The sequence below is a fragment of the Lacticaseibacillus daqingensis genome, from assembly GCF_003946115.1.
GTDB lineage: Bacteria > Bacillota > Bacilli > Lactobacillales > Lactobacillaceae > Lacticaseibacillus > Lacticaseibacillus daqingensis.
Window position 1 is genome coordinate 127,108 of the sequence record NZ_RHOH01000005.1, and the last position, 15,044, is coordinate 142,151.

The window sequence follows — 15,044 nt, forward strand, 5'->3', positions numbered from 1 at the left end:
AGGAAGCGAGACCATGCTCACGATTCGCCCGGTCAGCACGATGCAAGACCGCAAGCAGGTGCTGGCGCTGTACGAAGGCGCGGCAGATTACTTTAAGCTGACCGACCAGAATTACCCCAGCCGCGCCACGGTGGAAGAAGACCGCACCGCGCGGCCGGCGGCATTGCCTGCTGACGCCAAGCATTTTGGCCTGATTCTGGCAGATGGCGACCCGATCGGCGTACTGGATTACCTGATCGGCTACCCTGATGCGACCAGCCTGTTCATCGGCCTGTTGTTGCTCCCGGTCGCCAATCGCCGACAGGGCTACGGTCGTCAGGTGGTCACACAGCTTTTGGCCGCGCACCCCGATGTCCAGCGCGTGCGCGTGGGCGTGGCGGATGCCAATGAGGCCGGCATGGCCTTCTGGCTGGCGCTTGGCTTCACCTTTGTGTCAGCCGGCCAGGCCAGCTTGGGAAACGGCCATGTGCTCGATGTGACGATCCTGGATTGGCACCGAGAATAAAAAATGGCACCGTCCGATTCGCGATTTGCGAACAGGACGGTGCCATTTTTAGTTCGACACACAAGGCGGGTCACGCTCATTGCCGCAGCTTCGGTGCCAGGAACCAGAGCATGAGGAAGTTGACCAAGAGCATACTGGCGGTGGCAAAGAACACGACGTTGTAGTCGAACAGCCCGGCCAGCGTGCCGCCGAGGAGCGACCCCAGCATGTTGCCCAGCGCCTGGAAGGACTGGTTCCAGGAGAAAATGGCGCTGGTGGCGCTGACCGGGGAGTATTTGGTCAGCAACGTTTGAATCGTGGGAAATAAGGCGCCGTCTGAGACGCCGACGAGAAGGCGCAGGGCACCGAGGGCCCAGACGCTGGTGACAAACCCCTGAGGGAGGTACACAAGCACCGCGAACAGGTAACCGGCGATCAGGATTTTGCCCGAGCCGTGCCGGTCGCCGTATGCCCCAAGCCGTGGGGCCGCGATGATGTTGGCGAGCCCCGGTAGAGCTGCGATGATGCCGGCGACAAAGGCGATGCGCCCGGCGCCGCCCATCAGCTCCTTGACGTATAGACTGATGATGGGCGCGATGGAGGTGTTCCCCAGCTGAACGAACAGGGTTGACAGCAGCAACAAGATGATAAGCTTAGGGTCAGGGAACTGGCTGAGCAGTCCGCGCAGCAGTCCTTTGCCGGCACTGGGGCGCTTGGGCAACGGCACGAAATGTTCGGTCACCATGGTCGCAGACAGAATGCCCGCGATGAACATCAGTCCGGCGGTGATGAAGAACGTCATGCGAATGGAGAACACCGAGGCCAGCGCACCACCGAGGATGGGCCCCATCAACATTCCGGATGTCGACCCGGTGACCAGCGTCCCGAGGGCTTTGCCCGCTTCCTTGCGCGGGGTCTGCGAGGCGATCAGGGCCTGGGCGTTGCTGATGAACCCGGAGAATAGGCCCTGCAAGGCGCGCAGGGCGATGAGTTGCCAAATGTTGGTGGCCAGGCCCATCAGGAACATGGCGGCCCCCATCCCGAAGCTCGCCCGAATCAGCATGATCTTGCGGCCTTTGCGGTCGGCCAACGCGCCCCACATGGGACTGACGATGGCCGTGACCAGAAACGTGGCCGCGTAAACCAGCCCGGAGTAAAAGGACACCTCCGCTTTGGTGAAATGCCCTAGCTGGCTGACGTACAGCGACATGAATGGCATTAACTCTGAAAAGGCCACCCCTGCCACGAAGGTGCAGCCCCACAGGACATACAGGTTACGGCGCCACAGGCCGGTATCTTCCGTCATCATTCATCCTTCTTTCCCACCACGACCTTTTAGTGTGCCGGAAAAATGTGAAGATTTTGTGACCGGGTCGTCTGATCAGCGGCGACCGAGCGTGATCATCCCTGATAGCATCAGGAAGCTGAGCACCGTGCCTTCCCGCACAGTCAGCGGCAGGTGCAGCGCCCACGCCAATCCGATCGCTAAGAGCACGCACCCGGCATCAACGCCGTAGCGGTACCGCTGAAAGCTGATGCGTGTGCGCGCTGCCATCAGCGAGCACCAGGTTTCAATGGGAAACTTGAGTAACGCATACTTGAGCACCCGGCCGGTGCCGAAGCCCCCCATAGCGGTCCCGAGCAGAAATAGTGCCAGCCGTGCCACGTACTGATGCGGTGCCAGCGGACTGAACACGACATAGGTGAAGAAGTTGATGCAGCTGCCGAACAGAAGCAGCGCCACGGTCATCAGCCCGTACTGGCGCCACGAGCGCGCAGGGTCCAAGGCGAGGCACGCGGCCATGAAGGTGAGGTTCAGTGCGGTGGTGAGGGTGCCGACCTGAATGCCGGTGGCGGTGCTGAGCGTGACGTTGAGCGCCGAGAAGCTGCTGACGCCGACCGCAGCGATGATGGTCAGGCTGATACCGACTGCCGTGAAGAGGTAAAATCCGAGGGACAAAAGCATTTGACGAGGGTGCATAAGGACCTCCAATAGAATTGATAGTCATAGCGTACCCGCAGGCGTAGACTGGCGGGTAGGAGATATCTCACAGAGGAGGGCAAAAAGATGTTGCAATCACCTTGGGGTGCGCGGACCGATGCGCCGCTTGCCGCGTTTCCGTTTTTGACCGATGCCGTTTTGCGCCAGTGCGTGTGCCGCACCTTCGGGGACCGCGAGCCGCTAGTCACGGCCGGGGCGCCGGTGCCTGATCTGATGATCGTACTGCGTGGGCGCGCCCGCATTATGGCGACGGCCGCCAACGGCAAGGCGGCGCTACTCCAGTTTGTGCAACCGGGCGACCTGCTGGGCGAGCTGACGTTGGTGGGCGCCGAGGATGCGGCCAAGGCGGTACTGGCGATCGGACCGGTGGCTTGCCTGGCCATTCCCCAGTCGGTGATCGAGGCGCAGCTGGCGACGGCCCCAGCTTTTTGGCAGTTGTTGGCGCAGCACATCGGCGTCAAGCTCCTGCGGCGGATGACGCACATGGCCAGCGCGCAAACACAGGCGTTCAAGTACCGGCTGGCCGAACTGATGCTGACCGTGGCGGTGGCTGGCGTGTACCAGGAGAACAACGTGCAGATCGCCGATTACCTCGGGGTGTCATACCGCCACCTGATGTACACCCTGCGCCAGTTTCGTGAGGCGGGGCTGATCGCAAAGCAGCCGGGCGGGTATCGGCTGGATGCGCCGGCCATGCGCGCCTTTTTGACGGCCGGGGACCGCTGAGTGTGGCAGCGCGCAGGATGTTTTCAAAATGAGTTGACACTCACCGAAACGTGGCGTACAGTAACGGTTGTTAAGTGAGTGAACACTCACTTGGGAGGGATTAACATGGCAGAACAACTGATGGATCTGAATCATCTGCAAAAGAAATTCGGGCGGCAAACCGTGTTGACGGATGTTACCCTACACGTGGCCGCTGGCGAAATTCTCGGGCTGATTGGCCCGAGTGGGGCCGGCAAATCTACGGTGATCAAGACGGCGCTGGGGATGGAAGTGGCCGATGGCGGAGAGGCGCTGGTGTTGGCCACCCACATGCCCAACCGCCAGTTGCTCGGGCGCATCGGCTACATGGCGCAAGATGATTCGCTGTATTCGGCGCTGACCGGCGCGGAGAACCTGCGCTTCTTCGGGCGGATGAAGGGCGTGGCTAAGGCCACCCTGGCGGCGGCGATTGCGCACGTGGCGGCGGTCGTGGACCTGACGCCTGACTTGAACAAGTTGGTGGCCGGGTACTCCGGTGGGATGAAGCGGCGGCTGTCCTTGGCCATTGCGCTGCTCGGGGACCCCGAGCTGTTGATCCTAGATGAGCCAACGGTCGGTATCGACCCGGCGTTGCGGCGTAAAATCTGGACCGAGTTGCACCGGTTGCGTGATGCCGGTCGTGGGGTGCTCATCACCACCCACGTGATGGATGAAGCTGAACTGGTCGATGAAGTGGCGCTGCTCTTGGGCGGCAAGGTGATGGCTTATGGGGCGCCGGCGCTGTTGGAAGCGCAGTATGGCGTGACGTCCATTGAGCAGGTGTTCCTCAAAGCGGAAGGGGTGGCCTGAGATGCGGTCTTTTTATATTGCGCGGCGCGTGGTCAGTGAGCTGTTCCGTGACAAGCGGACGCTGGCGATGATGTTCGTGGCGCCCGTGTTGATCATGTTTCTCATGAAACTAATTTTTACTCAGAGTGCGACCACAAGCGTGACAGTGGCCACGGTCGGCGTTGACGGCAACATCCGCACAGCACTGAACGACATCAAGCATGTGACGGTCCAAAAGCAGGCCAGCAACCGTCAAGCGCAACAGGCGCTCAAGGACCAGAAGGTGGACGCGGTCATTCACGAAACCAGCGCCAATCACTACACCGTGACCTACGCGAACACCGATGCGACCAAAACCAGCCTGGTCAAGGCCGGCTTCAACGCTGCGCTGACGGTCAACGGCATGAAGACGTTGACGCAAACCACGGTGCAGCTGAGCCAGACCGTGGCCCAGCTGACCGCCACGTTGGCAAAGGTGGCCCCGCAGGCGGCTGGGACCGTTCAGATGCCTAAGCGCCAGCAGCCGACCAGCACCAAGATCACGAGTCGCTACAATTATGGCGATAAGGACAGTGGCTTTTTTGACAAGATCGTGCCGATCTTGATGGGCTTTTTCGTCTTCTTCTTCGTTTTCCTGATCTCAGGGATGGCGCTGTTAAAGGAGCGCACCACGGGCACCTTGGACCGTCTGCTGGCAACACCGGTGCGGCGCGGCGAGATCGTTCTCGGGTACATGATGAGCTACGGTATCTTGGCGCTGATCCAAACCGTCATCATCGTTTCCTGCACGGTGGGCTTCATGGGGGTTGAGATCGCGGGCAGTCTGGCCGGGGTGATGACCATCAACTTCCTGCTCGCGTTGGTGGCGCTGGCCTTTGGCATCCTGATGTCGACGCTTGCGCAGTCGGAATTCCAGATGATGCAGTTCATTCCCATCATTGTCATTCCGCAGGTATTTTTCTCCGGCATCGTACCGCTGGATTCACTGGCCACTTGGGTCAAGGATATTTCGTTCGTGCTACCGCTGACTTACGCCGGGGATGCGATGACGCAGATCATTATGTACGGCACGCCACTGACCAGCCTTGGGCGCGACATCGCGGTCCTGCTGCTCTTCCTGCTTTTGCTGACGGCCTTGAATGTGCGCGGCATGCGGCGCTACCGGAAGGTCTGAGCGCGATCGATCGCGCTGGTGCCCAGATATCTTGACCCACGCCGGTTGCGTGTCGGGTATAATGAAGGCAGAGAGGGGCGCAAGCAATGAGTGTGAATGATGTGACCACGCTGTTCGACCAGACGCTGGCCGAAAGCGACTTGTCCGATAAACAAAAAGCGGTGCTGCGCGCCAGCTTGGCCTTGTTTGCCAAGCAGGGGTTCGCGCGCACCAGCACCAGCGATATCGCCCGGGCGGCGGGGGTCTCCGAGGGCACGGTGTACAAGCGCTTCAAGACGAAAGATGACATTCTGCAGGCGATTTTGCGGCCGTTCATCGCGGAGGTCGTCCCCAAGGCGGCCGGTGAGTTTGCGGCCAGCACCATGACCCACGCGCCGGAAACGTTCGAGGCGTTCCTGCGCCTTGTGTTGACCGACCGCATCACGTTTGCGCTACGCAACTACCAGGTGGTGAAGATCATGGTGGGTGAGGCTTTGCAGCGTCCTGAACTGGTCGCGGACGTTAAAATAGCGTTCACGCAGCTGATGCAGCAACGCCTTGTGCCGGTGGTCCAGCACTACCAGGCGGCGGGGCAGCTCGTCGACTGGCCAGCCACTGAAATCATTGCGTTCACTGCAGGGACGATCGCCGGCGACATCGTGCCGCGGTTGCTGGCCGGTCAGTCGGTCACCGCGATCGACGCGATGGTGGATCGCGAGGTGCAGTTTTTGCTCAAGGGGCTTGCCCCAGAATAGCGCTAACAAAAGTCGCGTTGCCCTCAGCCATAATGGCGAGGACAGCGCGACTTTTTTGGCGGGCGCGACGCGACTGTTTGTGAAAAAATATTTTTGTCATTGAGGCAAAAGGGGCACGAGCCGGCCGCATGGCGGCACCGCCCCTTGTGAAGTTAAGAAATTGTTTGACAATTAAACCAATTGGGCGGATAGTGTGTTTTTGTCAATGGCATGAACAGTTAATGCGGTTGAAGTGAAAGCCCATTTTTAAATTTCCAGACCCGGTTGGGGTTGGATGAAGGAGTTGAAAGTGATTTTGTTAACGCACGAATTCAGAAACATTGCCAAGAATAAGGGACTGATGGCAGCGATGGTGGTGATCTTGTTCATTCCGTTCGCCTACTCATTTTGCTTCCTCACCTCGGCGTGGGACCCGTACGGCAACACCGGGAAGATCCCCGTTGCCGTGGTGAACTTGGACGAGCCGGCCACGTTGAATGGCAAAACGATCAACGCCGGCCGCGACACCATCAAGCAGCTGCACGATGACAAGCAGCTCAAGTGGGTTTTTGTCACCCCGGAACAAGCCAAGAAGGGCCTGGCCACCAACCAGTACTACACGGTGGTGACATTCCCGAAGGACTTCTCCAAGAACGCCGCCACGGTGCTTGACGCGCACCCTAAGCAGATGAAGCTCACGTACAAGACGAACGGGTCTTTGAACTACGTGTCCGAGATCATCAGCCAGGTCGGCGCCGACAAGCTGAACAGCCAGATCCGCGAGAAGGTCACCACGGCCTTTGCCAGCGAGCTGTTCAGCCAGATCAAGGGCATCGGTAAGCAGATCAAGACGGCCAGCGATGGCGCCACCCAGATCACCGCGGGGCAAAACCAGCTGCACGACGGGCTGACCCAACTGCATGGCAGCGTGCCAACACTGTCGAGTGGGGTGACCCAGCTGGCGAACGGCGGGACCCAACTGCATGATGGGTTGGGCCAGCTGAATGGCAATGTGCCGGCACTGACCAGCGGCGTGTCGCAACTGACCGCTGGGGGGAACCAACTGAACGCAGGCTTAGGTCAGCTTCAGGCACAGGTCCCGACGCTGGGGGCCGGTGTGGCGCAACTGAATAATGGCCTCAATGAACTGGCCGCCAATGTGGGCAATAAGCCCGATTCTGGCGATCAGAGTAAGTTGACCTCAGGTGTGCGGCTCCTCAAGAACGGCATCAGTGAGCTTTACCGCTTAACGCTGACCGAGCGTGATGGCAACCCAGACATGCCGACAGGGGTCGCGATGATGAAGGCTGGGATGGACAAGTTGGTCACCGCCGTTCAAAATCAGAACACGCTGATTAGTACTTCCTTCATGCCTGTTGATATGGGCCTGCCTACTGTCGCTGGGGTCACTGCGGCAGATATCGGCTTACCTGCTGGCTCGAAGCTTTACCCGCTGTACCATTTTGAAAAAGCGACCACGGCTGCGACTAAGCAGTCTAAGACCGATCTTGATAGTCTGACTGCCGCTGTCGCCGCGTCAGGTGACGCGAATGCGCAAACTGCTTTGGATCAGTTCAAGCAGTCCTATGCAGCGGAACAGGCCGCCAATCAGGAAGGATACAAGACGGTCAAGGCGTATCTGAACTACGCAAAGACGTCGATTACGGATACGTCCACTGATAAAGACGGCGATCCGAAGGGGTTACTTAACGCTGTCAAAATTTTCCAGGCCAAGCTCACAACACTAGATAACGAGCTGAGTCACCCAGAAAATAGTGGCCACGATACGTATCGGAGTGCCGTTGAGCAATTACAGGCAGGGCTCACGCAACTTGACACCAAGGTTAACGGCGCAGACGCCAAGAGTTTGATGAACGGCGTGGCCCAACTCAAGGCGGGCATGAACCAGTTGTATGCGGCGGTGCCGACCCTGAAAGATGGTGTCTCCCAGCTCTACACCGGTTCCGGTCAGCTGGCCACTGGGCTCAACCAGCTCAACGGCCAGACGCCGACCCTTGCCAGCGGCGTGTCCCAGCTCTACACCGGTTCCGGTCAGCTCAATGACGGGCTGGGCCAGCTGAACGCGCAGGTCCCGACGCTGTCTGACGGCGTCAACCAGCTGTACGATGGCTCCGGCAAGCTGGTGGCGGCCAACACGCAGCTGTCTGACGGCTTAGCGGATGGGTACGACCAGATCGCCAAGACCAAGCTGACCAACCTGACGGCGAAGATGTTTGCCGCGCCATCGCAGGACGTGCAGCTCAAGTACTCCAGCGTGAAGAACTACGGGGCCGCCTTGGCGCCTTACGTGCTGGCTCTGGCGCTGTTCATTGCCATCATCATCTTCAACTTCGCCTACCCGATGAAGCGTGACGACGATGACGACCGCGCACCGCTTCAGTGGCTGCTGGGCAAACTGGCGATCGGCACAGGGGTGGCCGTGGCCGCAGGCGTGATCGAAGCAACGCTGATGCTGGTCATGGGGCTGCCGGTCGATCACATCGCGGGCTTCTTCGGCATCACGATTCTCTTCGCTTTGGCCGCGCAGTACCTGACCATGGCGCTGAACATCGCGTTTGGCCGGGCGGGGATCTTCGTGGCCCTGGGCCTGTTGACGCTGAGCGGGTCCGGCGGGTTGTTCCCGGCTGAGACCATCAGCCCGCTGTACGAAAGCACGCAGAAGTTCTTGCCGCTGACTTACGCGATCAATGGCTACCGGGAAATGATCACGAGCGGCATTGCGGCCGGCACCGTTGCGACAAGTGTCTTCGTGCTCATCGCAGTCGCGGTGGTCAGCCTCGCACTGATGATCCCGGCCACGGCCATGCAACACAAAGGCCACGTGACGGACTAACTGGTTTGGGCTGACTGAAAAGGGGAGAAGCAGATGAGCGATCCACAACTCTTGCAGGATTACCTGCGCATGTACTGGCAGACCTTCAAGCGGCTGGATGAGCTGATCGCCGAACCCATGAAGGCAGATGGCCTGTCATTCGAACAGTTTTTGATCATGCGTGACTTGGAAGCCGGCCACGAGCTGGCGGTCAGCGAAATCGCCCAGCACCGCGGGGTGACCCGCGCAGCGATCTCGCGGCAGATTCGCGCGCTGATCACGCGGGGTATGGTGATCCAGCTGCGGCAGGCCAACGACCGGCGGCGCCTGCCGCTGGCGTTGACCCCGGCGGGCACAGCGGTGACGGTGCGGCTCAACGCGCGCATCGAACAGCGCTTTGCCAAGTGGGTCGATCTGCTCGGCGAGGCGGATGCCCGCGAGCTCCTGCGGCTGATGGAGCGGGTGGGCGAGAAGATCGTCAAGCAGTGAAAACTGACCGTTCCCGCCCCCAATTTTGACCCTTGCGGATTCCCCCGTCGTGGTAAGCTGAACAAGCAGTTCAACGCGAAAGTCTGTCGCCTGCGGGTGGCAGACTTTTTGCGTCGGCTGGGGTATGCTAGACCTGAGGTGAGCAGATGAGCACGTACGAGCAGGTCCAGCAGGGACCAAGACTCCCATTCAAATTCTATTCGCATGACCCGCTGACCACGATCGACGTGGCGCCGCACTGGCATCAGGGCATTGAGCTGAACCTGCTGGTGGCCGGGGGGCCGCTTTCGTTCGTAACGGATGGCCACACCACGACCCATCAGCCAGGGGCGCTGTGGGCGGTGAACCGCCGCGCGGTGCACAGTGCCAGCGGCCCGCACCGCGCGGACTGGGACGAGTTTGGGCTGATCATCGACGAGGCCTTTTTGACCGCACGCCTGCCGCAAAGCCCCAACTGGCACCTGACCTTGAATGGCGCGGCAAGCCGCACGCTGGCGCCGGCCGCGTATGATGCGATGGTGGGGCACCTGACCGCGATGCGCCGCTTGATCGAAGCGGGATTGACCCCGAACGCCCGGCTGATGATCCTCAGCCACTTCTATCCGGTGCTGGTGCTCCTTGATGAGGCGTTTGCCACACCGCTGGCGGATGCGGATGTGAACCCAAATCCCAGCCTCGTGGACATGGTGATGGCTCGGATCGACCGGGATTACGCGCAGCCGCTGACAACGGCGGGGATCGCCGCGCAGTTTCACGTGTCGCTGACGACGCTCAACCAGCAGTTCAACGCCGCAGTGCAGATGCCGGTGGCCCATTACGTTCGGCTGGTGCGGCTGATGGCCGCGCGGCGCCTGTTGCTGGAGTCGGACAAGCAGATCGACTACATCGCCGACACCGTGGGGTTTGGCAGTGTGAAGTCGTTGACGCGCAACTTCAAGGTGTGGAAGCAGCTGACTCCCGGCGCGTATCGGCGAGCGTATGCGCGAACGGCCAAAATTGACCATGATTGCCTTTAGAAGTGTCGCATTGCGCCGCGGTGGCATGATACACTCCTCCTGTAAGCGTTTTTGACAGGAGGTTTTTTGATGTCTAAGGATCATGAGCGGATGGTGACGGGTCAGCTCTACGATGCGAGTGCCCCAGACTTGGCCCTAGCCCGCAAAACGGCGCAGCGGCGACTGTTTGCCTATAATCAGCTGGCCCCGGAGGCAACGGCCGAGCGGGCGGCATTGCTGGCCACCATGGTGGATTGTCCCAGTGAGGATGCGCATATTGAGGCGCCCGCACACATGGACTACGGGGTGAACATTCACATTGGCCGACGTTTCTACGCGAACTATGACGTCATTATGCTGGATGTCGCCCCGATCACCATTGGCGACGACGTGATGTTCGGCCCGCGCGTCGGCCTGTACACGGCGGGTCACCCGCTGGATGCAGGGGTGCGCACGGATGGGCTGGAGTACGGCCACCCGATCACGATCGGTAACCGGGTCTGGCTCGGCGGGTCGGTCACGGTGTGCCCCGGCGTCACCATTGGCGATAACGTCGTCGTGGGCGCGGGGTCGGTGGTGACCAAAGACCTGCCGGCCAACGTGGTGGCCGCCGGGGTACCGGCGCGGCCGATCCGGCCGCTGACGGACGCAGACACCCGCTATTGGCGCGCCGAGCAGGCCGCCTATGAACAGGAGGAAAACGAATGATTCGACTTTTTGCCACCGACATGGACGGGACTTTTTTGCGCGATGACAAAACCTATGACCGCGCCCGCTTTGCGGCGGTGCACGCCAAGATGCAGGCACAGGGCATTCAATGGGTGGTGGCCAGTGGGAACCAGTACTACCAGCTGCGATCGTTTTTTGAGGATTACCCAGATACGCTGTACGTGGCGGAAAATGGGGCGTATATCGGCACAGCCACTGAGACGCTGAGCGTTCACGCGTTCAGCCAGGCCGCTGTTGACGCCATCATTGCGAACTTGTTGGCACTGCCGCAGGTCGCGTTTTTGGCCTGTGGGGCGCAAGCGGCCTACGCCGTGCCGAGCACGGACGCGGTGTTTGTGGCGGATGCACGCCGTTACTACCACCACTTGGACATCGTGGCCGACTATTCGCAGATGAACGACCGGATCTTGAAGTTCGGGCTGAGCTGTCCGGCTGATGAAACGGATGCGCTGCTGGCGTATTTTCAAGCGACCTTGGGCGACTGGGCGGTGGCCACGAGCTCTGGGCGCGGCGATATCGATCTGATTCAGCCGGGCCAGCACAAGGCGGCCGGGCTGGCAGAGGTGGGCCGGTTGCTTGATGTGCCGCTGAGCGCGATGGGTGCGTTTGGCGACGGCGGTAACGACCTGGAAATGATCCGGTCGGTTGGGCTAGGGGTCGCCATGGCGAACGCCCAGCCGGACGTGCTGGCCGCGGCCGATGCGGTGACGACCAGCAACGAAGCGCAGGGTGTCTTGGCTTTCCTTGAGACACACCTCGCCGGGAATTGAAGCACCACAAACTTTGTGCGGGAATGCGCGGGCTAGTGGCCTGTTGTGAAGGCGTCGGAATGCCGTTCCGACGCCTTTTGTGCGCGGTTATAAAAATAAATTAGGCGTGCCCAATAATTCGCTTGTTTTCTGAAAGAAAGCGGCGTAAAGTAGCCTGTGGGGTTTGAGCGAGCGCTCAGTACACTGAGCGAAGTCGACACCAAATTTCTAAACCAATAGAAAAGAGGCCGTTCGAATGAAGGCAACTGAACCAAAAAAGAAGCGCGAGGTGCTCCACTTCGCCGAAGAGCCAGGCCAAAAGAGCCTGGATGAAGTCAACGGGACCGTCGAAGTCCCGAAGAATGCCGGGTTCTTTCGCACCCTGATGGCCTACACGGGCCCAGGCGTGCTGATCGCCGTGGGCTACATGGATCCCGGGAACTGGATCACGTCGATTGCCGGGGGCGCGCAGTACAAGTACCGCTTGCTGGCCGTTGTCCTGCTGTCCAGCCTGATCGCGATGCTGTTGCAAAGCATGGCGGCCAAGCTGGGGATCGTCACTGGCCGCGACTTGGCCCAACTGACCCGTGAGCACACGGGCAAGGTGTCTGGCTTTTTGCTCTGGATCGTCGCCGAACTCGCCATCATGGCAACAGATATCGCTGAAATTATCGGGTCCGCGATCGCGATCAAGCTCTTATTCAATATCCCGCTGATCGTCGGGATCATTATCACCGCGGCGGATGTTTTGATCCTGTTGCTTCTGATGAAGCTCGGGTTCCGCAAGATCGAAGCCATCGTGGCCACACTGGTCACCGTCATCCTGCTGGTGTTCGCTTATGAGGTGTTCCTGGCCAGCCCAAGCGTCACGGGGATCCTGGAAGGCTACATCCCGACCAAGGATATTTTGACCAACCACGGCATGCTGTACTTGACCCTGGGGATCGTCGGCGCCACCGTGATGCCGCATGACCTGTACCTCGGGTCCTCGATTTCTCAGACGCGCAAGGTCGACCGCAGCAATCGCGAAGAGCTGCGTCAGGCGGTGCGCTTCTCCACCATCGATTCCAACTTGCAGCTGTTCCTCGCGTTCATCGTCAACTCGCTGCTGCTGATCCTCGGGGCGGCGCTGTTCTACGGCACCAACTCCGACCTCGGCCGCTTCGCCGACCTGTTCCACGCGCTGAGCGATTCCCAGATCGTTGGCGCTATCGCGAGCCCAGTGCTCTCCATGCTGTTCGCCGTTGCGCTGCTGTCTTCCGGGCAAAGCTCGACCATCACCGGCACCCTGGCCGGCCAGATCATCATGGAAGGCTTCATCCACCTGAAAATGCCGATGTGGGCCCAGCGCCTGCTGACGCGGTTGCTGTCCGTGACGCCCGTACTGGTCTTTGCCATCTACTACCACGGTAACGAGGCCAAGATCGAAGACCTGCTGACGTTCTCGCAGGTGTTCCTGAGTGTCGCCCTGCCGTTCGCGGTGATCCCGCTTGTGGCGTTCACCTCCAACAAGGACCTGATGGGCGAGTTTGCCAACAAGACTTGGGTGCGTGTCTGCGCATGGACGGCCACCTGGGTGCTGATTGGCCTGAACGTCTACCTGATCCTCCAGACGCTGGGCATTGCAGGCTAGCGATACTACCAGCGGATTCACCGCGCTCAGCTGATGCGCATTGCGCGCGTCAACTAGATTACATCAAAAAGGCCAGACTCTCGATCGAGTTTGGCCTTTTTGGTGTGATCGCTTAGGGTGTGTTTTGAAGCACCCGCTAGACCAGCCGCTTGCGCAGCGTGCCGGACAGCCAGTCAACGGCGGTGACCATGATGATGATGCCGATCAGGATGATGCCGACCCGGGACCAGGAGCGCGTTTGGATCGCGAAGATCAATGGCGTCCCGACCCCACCGGCGCCAACCATCCCAAGGATCGAGGCAGAGCGAATCGCCAGCTCGAAGCGGTACAGGGTGTTGGAGACGAATTCGGGTAACAGCTGCGGCAAACTGGCCAGCAGCGTAACTTCCAGCCGGTTGCCCCCGGCCGCGGTGACGGATTCACCGGCGCCGCTGTCCATGTTTTCAATGGCTTCTGAGAACAGCTTGGCCAGCATGCCGACACTGTGGAAGCCAACGGCCAGCACCCCAGCAAAGGAGCCTGGGCCGACCGCTTTGATGAACATCAGCGCCATGACGATTTCTGGGAACGTCCGGATCGCGGTCAGGATGAACTTCCCGGAGCGCGACGTCAGCCAGAACCTGTTGGGGGTGTGCGCGGCCCAAAAGGCGAAGGGCAGGCTGATGATGGCGCTGATGAACGTCCCGAGGAACGCGATCCCGAACGTCTGGAGCAGGGCGTTGGTCAAGTCCTCGCCGTCGCCGGTCCAGACGTACGCCCAGTCGGGGTGGGTCAGGCCGTGCCACATAGACTTGGCGACGACCACGGCATTTTCCTTCAGCGCAAAGCTTGGCATGCCGGTGAAGGACCAGCCGATCAAAAGGAGCACCAGCGCCCAGCCGACCCAGAAGTACCAGCGGTGTTGCGCCGGCGCTTTGGGTAACTTTTTGGTTTCTGTCATAGTAAGGCCTCCCGCGTTTTGCCGCTGACGTAATCGATCGCCAAGACGACGATGAAAATGACCAGTACCATCAGGCCGACGCGGTCGTAGCGGAACATGGACAGCGCCTGCTGCAGGTAGACCCCGATCCCACCAGCGCCCAGGTATCCAAGCACAGTGCTGGCACGGACGTTGATCTCGAACGCGTACAGGACGTAGGAGACGAAGTAGTTGGCGATCTGGGGGAACACGGCAAAGCGGATGATCTCCAGCTTGCCGGCCCCGGCGGCCCGCACGGCCTCCAGTGGGCCCGGGTCGATGGTTTCAACGGCTTCGTAGAATAGTTTGCCGACCATCCCGAAGGTGAAAATCGCCAGGGTGATCACCCCAGCAACCGGGCCGATCCCGACCACGGCCACGAAGAGGGCGGCCAGCATCAGGTCAGGAACCGTGCGCACGATATTCAGGATGAAGCGGAACAGCCCGACCACGACCTTGTTGGTCACAATGTTGCGGGCAACGAGAAGCGCGTACGGAAAGGCGAGTAGGGAGCCGATCAGGGTCCCAATGACGGCCATTTTGATGGTTTCAACCATCGGTCCGAACACATAAGGCGTGTAGGCCCAGTCCGGGTGGCACATGTCGATGAAAATCTTGGTGAACTCGCCGAAGTTTTCGAAGAACTTACCGATGTGGGCATCGGTGATGAAGGCGGACCAGATCAGCCCAAGCACCATCACGGCAGTCATCACCCATTTTTGCCAGGGGAAAGCCCGTTTAGGGAATGACAT

At 60.2% G+C, this 15,044-nt stretch carries 15 protein-coding genes; 11 read left to right on the forward strand and 4 right to left on the reverse strand.

Annotation, left to right across the window (positions count from 1 at the left end; all coding sequences use genetic code 11):
- Nucleotides 1-13: 13 nt before the first annotated feature.
- Nucleotides 14-505 (forward strand): GNAT family N-acetyltransferase, encoded by a 492-nt coding sequence (locus tag EKM88_RS07860; protein WP_164512047.1) that lies wholly within the window; start codon nt 14-16, stop codon nt 503-505.
- A gap of 76 nt (nt 506-581) precedes the next feature.
- On the opposite strand, the gene EKM88_RS07865 is transcribed toward EKM88_RS07860, so the two are convergent.
- The gene (locus EKM88_RS07865) at nt 582-1,793 is read right to left on the reverse strand and encodes an MFS transporter (RefSeq protein WP_125704921.1); all 1,212 of its coding nucleotides are present in this window, start codon (nt 1,791-1,793) and stop codon (nt 582-584) included.
- 72 nt (nt 1,794-1,865) lie between these two features.
- Nucleotides 1,866-2,465, reverse strand: coding sequence for a YczE/YyaS/YitT family protein (locus EKM88_RS07870; protein WP_125704923.1), 600 nt, complete (start codon nt 2,463-2,465; stop codon nt 1,866-1,868).
- 87 nt (nt 2,466-2,552) lie between these two features.
- On the opposite strand from EKM88_RS07870, the gene EKM88_RS07875 reads away from it, so the two are divergent.
- The 10 genes from EKM88_RS07875 (at nt 2,553) to EKM88_RS07920 (ending at nt 13,334) form a co-directional block, all read left to right on the forward strand.
- The gene (locus EKM88_RS07875; RefSeq protein WP_125704925.1) at nt 2,553-3,212 is read left to right on the forward strand and encodes a cyclic nucleotide-binding domain-containing protein; all 660 of its coding nucleotides are present in this window, start codon (nt 2,553-2,555) and stop codon (nt 3,210-3,212) included.
- A gap of 105 nt (nt 3,213-3,317) precedes the next feature.
- Nucleotides 3,318-4,040 carry an ABC transporter ATP-binding protein gene (locus tag EKM88_RS07880; protein WP_125704927.1) on the forward strand — a complete coding sequence of 241 codons (723 nt, stop codon included), beginning with the start codon at nt 3,318-3,320 and terminating at the stop codon, nt 4,038-4,040.
- A gap of 1 nt (nt 4,041) precedes the next feature.
- On the forward strand, nt 4,042-5,193 hold the full coding sequence (locus tag EKM88_RS07885; protein WP_125704929.1) for an ABC transporter permease: 1,152 nt from the start codon (nt 4,042-4,044) through the stop codon (nt 5,191-5,193).
- A gap of 86 nt (nt 5,194-5,279) precedes the next feature.
- Nucleotides 5,280-5,927 (forward strand): TetR/AcrR family transcriptional regulator, encoded by a 648-nt coding sequence (locus tag EKM88_RS07890; RefSeq protein ID WP_125704931.1) that lies wholly within the window; start codon nt 5,280-5,282, stop codon nt 5,925-5,927.
- Between the two features lie 274 nt (nt 5,928-6,201).
- Entirely contained in the window at nt 6,202-8,760 is a 2,559-nt protein-coding gene (locus EKM88_RS07895) for a YhgE/Pip family protein (RefSeq protein WP_125704933.1), read from the forward strand.
- A gap of 33 nt (nt 8,761-8,793) precedes the next feature.
- A complete protein-coding gene (locus tag EKM88_RS07900; RefSeq protein WP_125704935.1) occupies nt 8,794-9,228 on the forward strand; it encodes a MarR family winged helix-turn-helix transcriptional regulator in 435 nt (144 codons plus the stop codon).
- A 146-nt stretch (nt 9,229-9,374) separates the two neighbouring features.
- Nucleotides 9,375-10,244, forward strand: a complete 870-nt coding sequence (locus EKM88_RS07905; protein ID WP_125704937.1) for an AraC family transcriptional regulator — start codon at nt 9,375-9,377, stop codon at nt 10,242-10,244.
- Between the two features lie 69 nt (nt 10,245-10,313).
- Nucleotides 10,314-10,931, forward strand: a complete 618-nt coding sequence (locus EKM88_RS07910; RefSeq protein ID WP_125704939.1) for a sugar O-acetyltransferase — start codon at nt 10,314-10,316, stop codon at nt 10,929-10,931.
- On the forward strand, nt 10,928-11,722 hold the full coding sequence (locus EKM88_RS07915; protein ID WP_125704941.1) for a Cof-type HAD-IIB family hydrolase: 795 nt from the start codon (nt 10,928-10,930) through the stop codon (nt 11,720-11,722). Before EKM88_RS07910 ends, EKM88_RS07915 begins: the two co-directional genes overlap by 4 nt.
- A 235-nt stretch (nt 11,723-11,957) precedes the next feature.
- Nucleotides 11,958-13,334 (forward strand): Nramp family divalent metal transporter, encoded by a 1,377-nt coding sequence (locus EKM88_RS07920; RefSeq protein ID WP_125704943.1) that lies wholly within the window; start codon nt 11,958-11,960, stop codon nt 13,332-13,334.
- A gap of 136 nt (nt 13,335-13,470) precedes the next feature.
- On the opposite strand, the gene phnE (EKM88_RS07925) is transcribed toward EKM88_RS07920, so the two are convergent.
- Both phnE (EKM88_RS07925) and phnE (EKM88_RS07930) read right to left on the reverse strand, forming a co-directional pair.
- A complete protein-coding gene (gene phnE / locus EKM88_RS07925; RefSeq protein ID WP_125704945.1) occupies nt 13,471-14,274 on the reverse strand; it encodes a phosphonate ABC transporter, permease protein PhnE in 804 nt (267 codons plus the stop codon).
- The gene (gene phnE / locus EKM88_RS07930; protein WP_164512048.1) at nt 14,271-15,044 is read right to left on the reverse strand and encodes a phosphonate ABC transporter, permease protein PhnE; all 774 of its coding nucleotides are present in this window, start codon (nt 15,042-15,044) and stop codon (nt 14,271-14,273) included. The genes phnE (EKM88_RS07925) and phnE (EKM88_RS07930) overlap by 4 nt, the downstream gene beginning before the upstream one ends.

Coding starts and splice junctions, on each gene's coding strand:
- EKM88_RS07860 (WP_164512047.1), top strand. CDS start 14: ATGCTCACGATTCGCCCGGTCAGCACGATGCAAGACCGCAAGCAGGTG.
- EKM88_RS07865 (WP_125704921.1), bottom strand. CDS start 1,793: ATGATGACGGAAGATACCGGCCTGTGGCGCCGTAACCTGTATGTCCTG.
- EKM88_RS07870 (WP_125704923.1), bottom strand. CDS start 2,465: ATGCACCCTCGTCAAATGCTTTTGTCCCTCGGATTTTACCTCTTCACG.
- EKM88_RS07875 (WP_125704925.1), top strand. CDS start 2,553: ATGTTGCAATCACCTTGGGGTGCGCGGACCGATGCGCCGCTTGCCGCG.
- EKM88_RS07880 (WP_125704927.1), top strand. CDS start 3,318: ATGGCAGAACAACTGATGGATCTGAATCATCTGCAAAAGAAATTCGGG.
- EKM88_RS07885 (WP_125704929.1), top strand. CDS start 4,042: ATGCGGTCTTTTTATATTGCGCGGCGCGTGGTCAGTGAGCTGTTCCGT.
- EKM88_RS07890 (WP_125704931.1), top strand. CDS start 5,280: ATGAGTGTGAATGATGTGACCACGCTGTTCGACCAGACGCTGGCCGAA.
- EKM88_RS07895 (WP_125704933.1), top strand. CDS start 6,202: ATGAAGGAGTTGAAAGTGATTTTGTTAACGCACGAATTCAGAAACATT.
- EKM88_RS07900 (WP_125704935.1), top strand. CDS start 8,794: ATGAGCGATCCACAACTCTTGCAGGATTACCTGCGCATGTACTGGCAG.
- EKM88_RS07905 (WP_125704937.1), top strand. CDS start 9,375: ATGAGCACGTACGAGCAGGTCCAGCAGGGACCAAGACTCCCATTCAAA.
- EKM88_RS07910 (WP_125704939.1), top strand. CDS start 10,314: ATGTCTAAGGATCATGAGCGGATGGTGACGGGTCAGCTCTACGATGCG.
- EKM88_RS07915 (WP_125704941.1), top strand. CDS start 10,928: ATGATTCGACTTTTTGCCACCGACATGGACGGGACTTTTTTGCGCGAT.
- EKM88_RS07920 (WP_125704943.1), top strand. CDS start 11,958: ATGAAGGCAACTGAACCAAAAAAGAAGCGCGAGGTGCTCCACTTCGCC.
- phnE (WP_125704945.1), bottom strand. CDS start 14,274: ATGACAGAAACCAAAAAGTTACCCAAAGCGCCGGCGCAACACCGCTGG.
- phnE (WP_164512048.1), bottom strand. CDS start 15,044: ATGTCATTCCCTAAACGGGCTTTCCCCTGGCAAAAATGGGTGATGACT.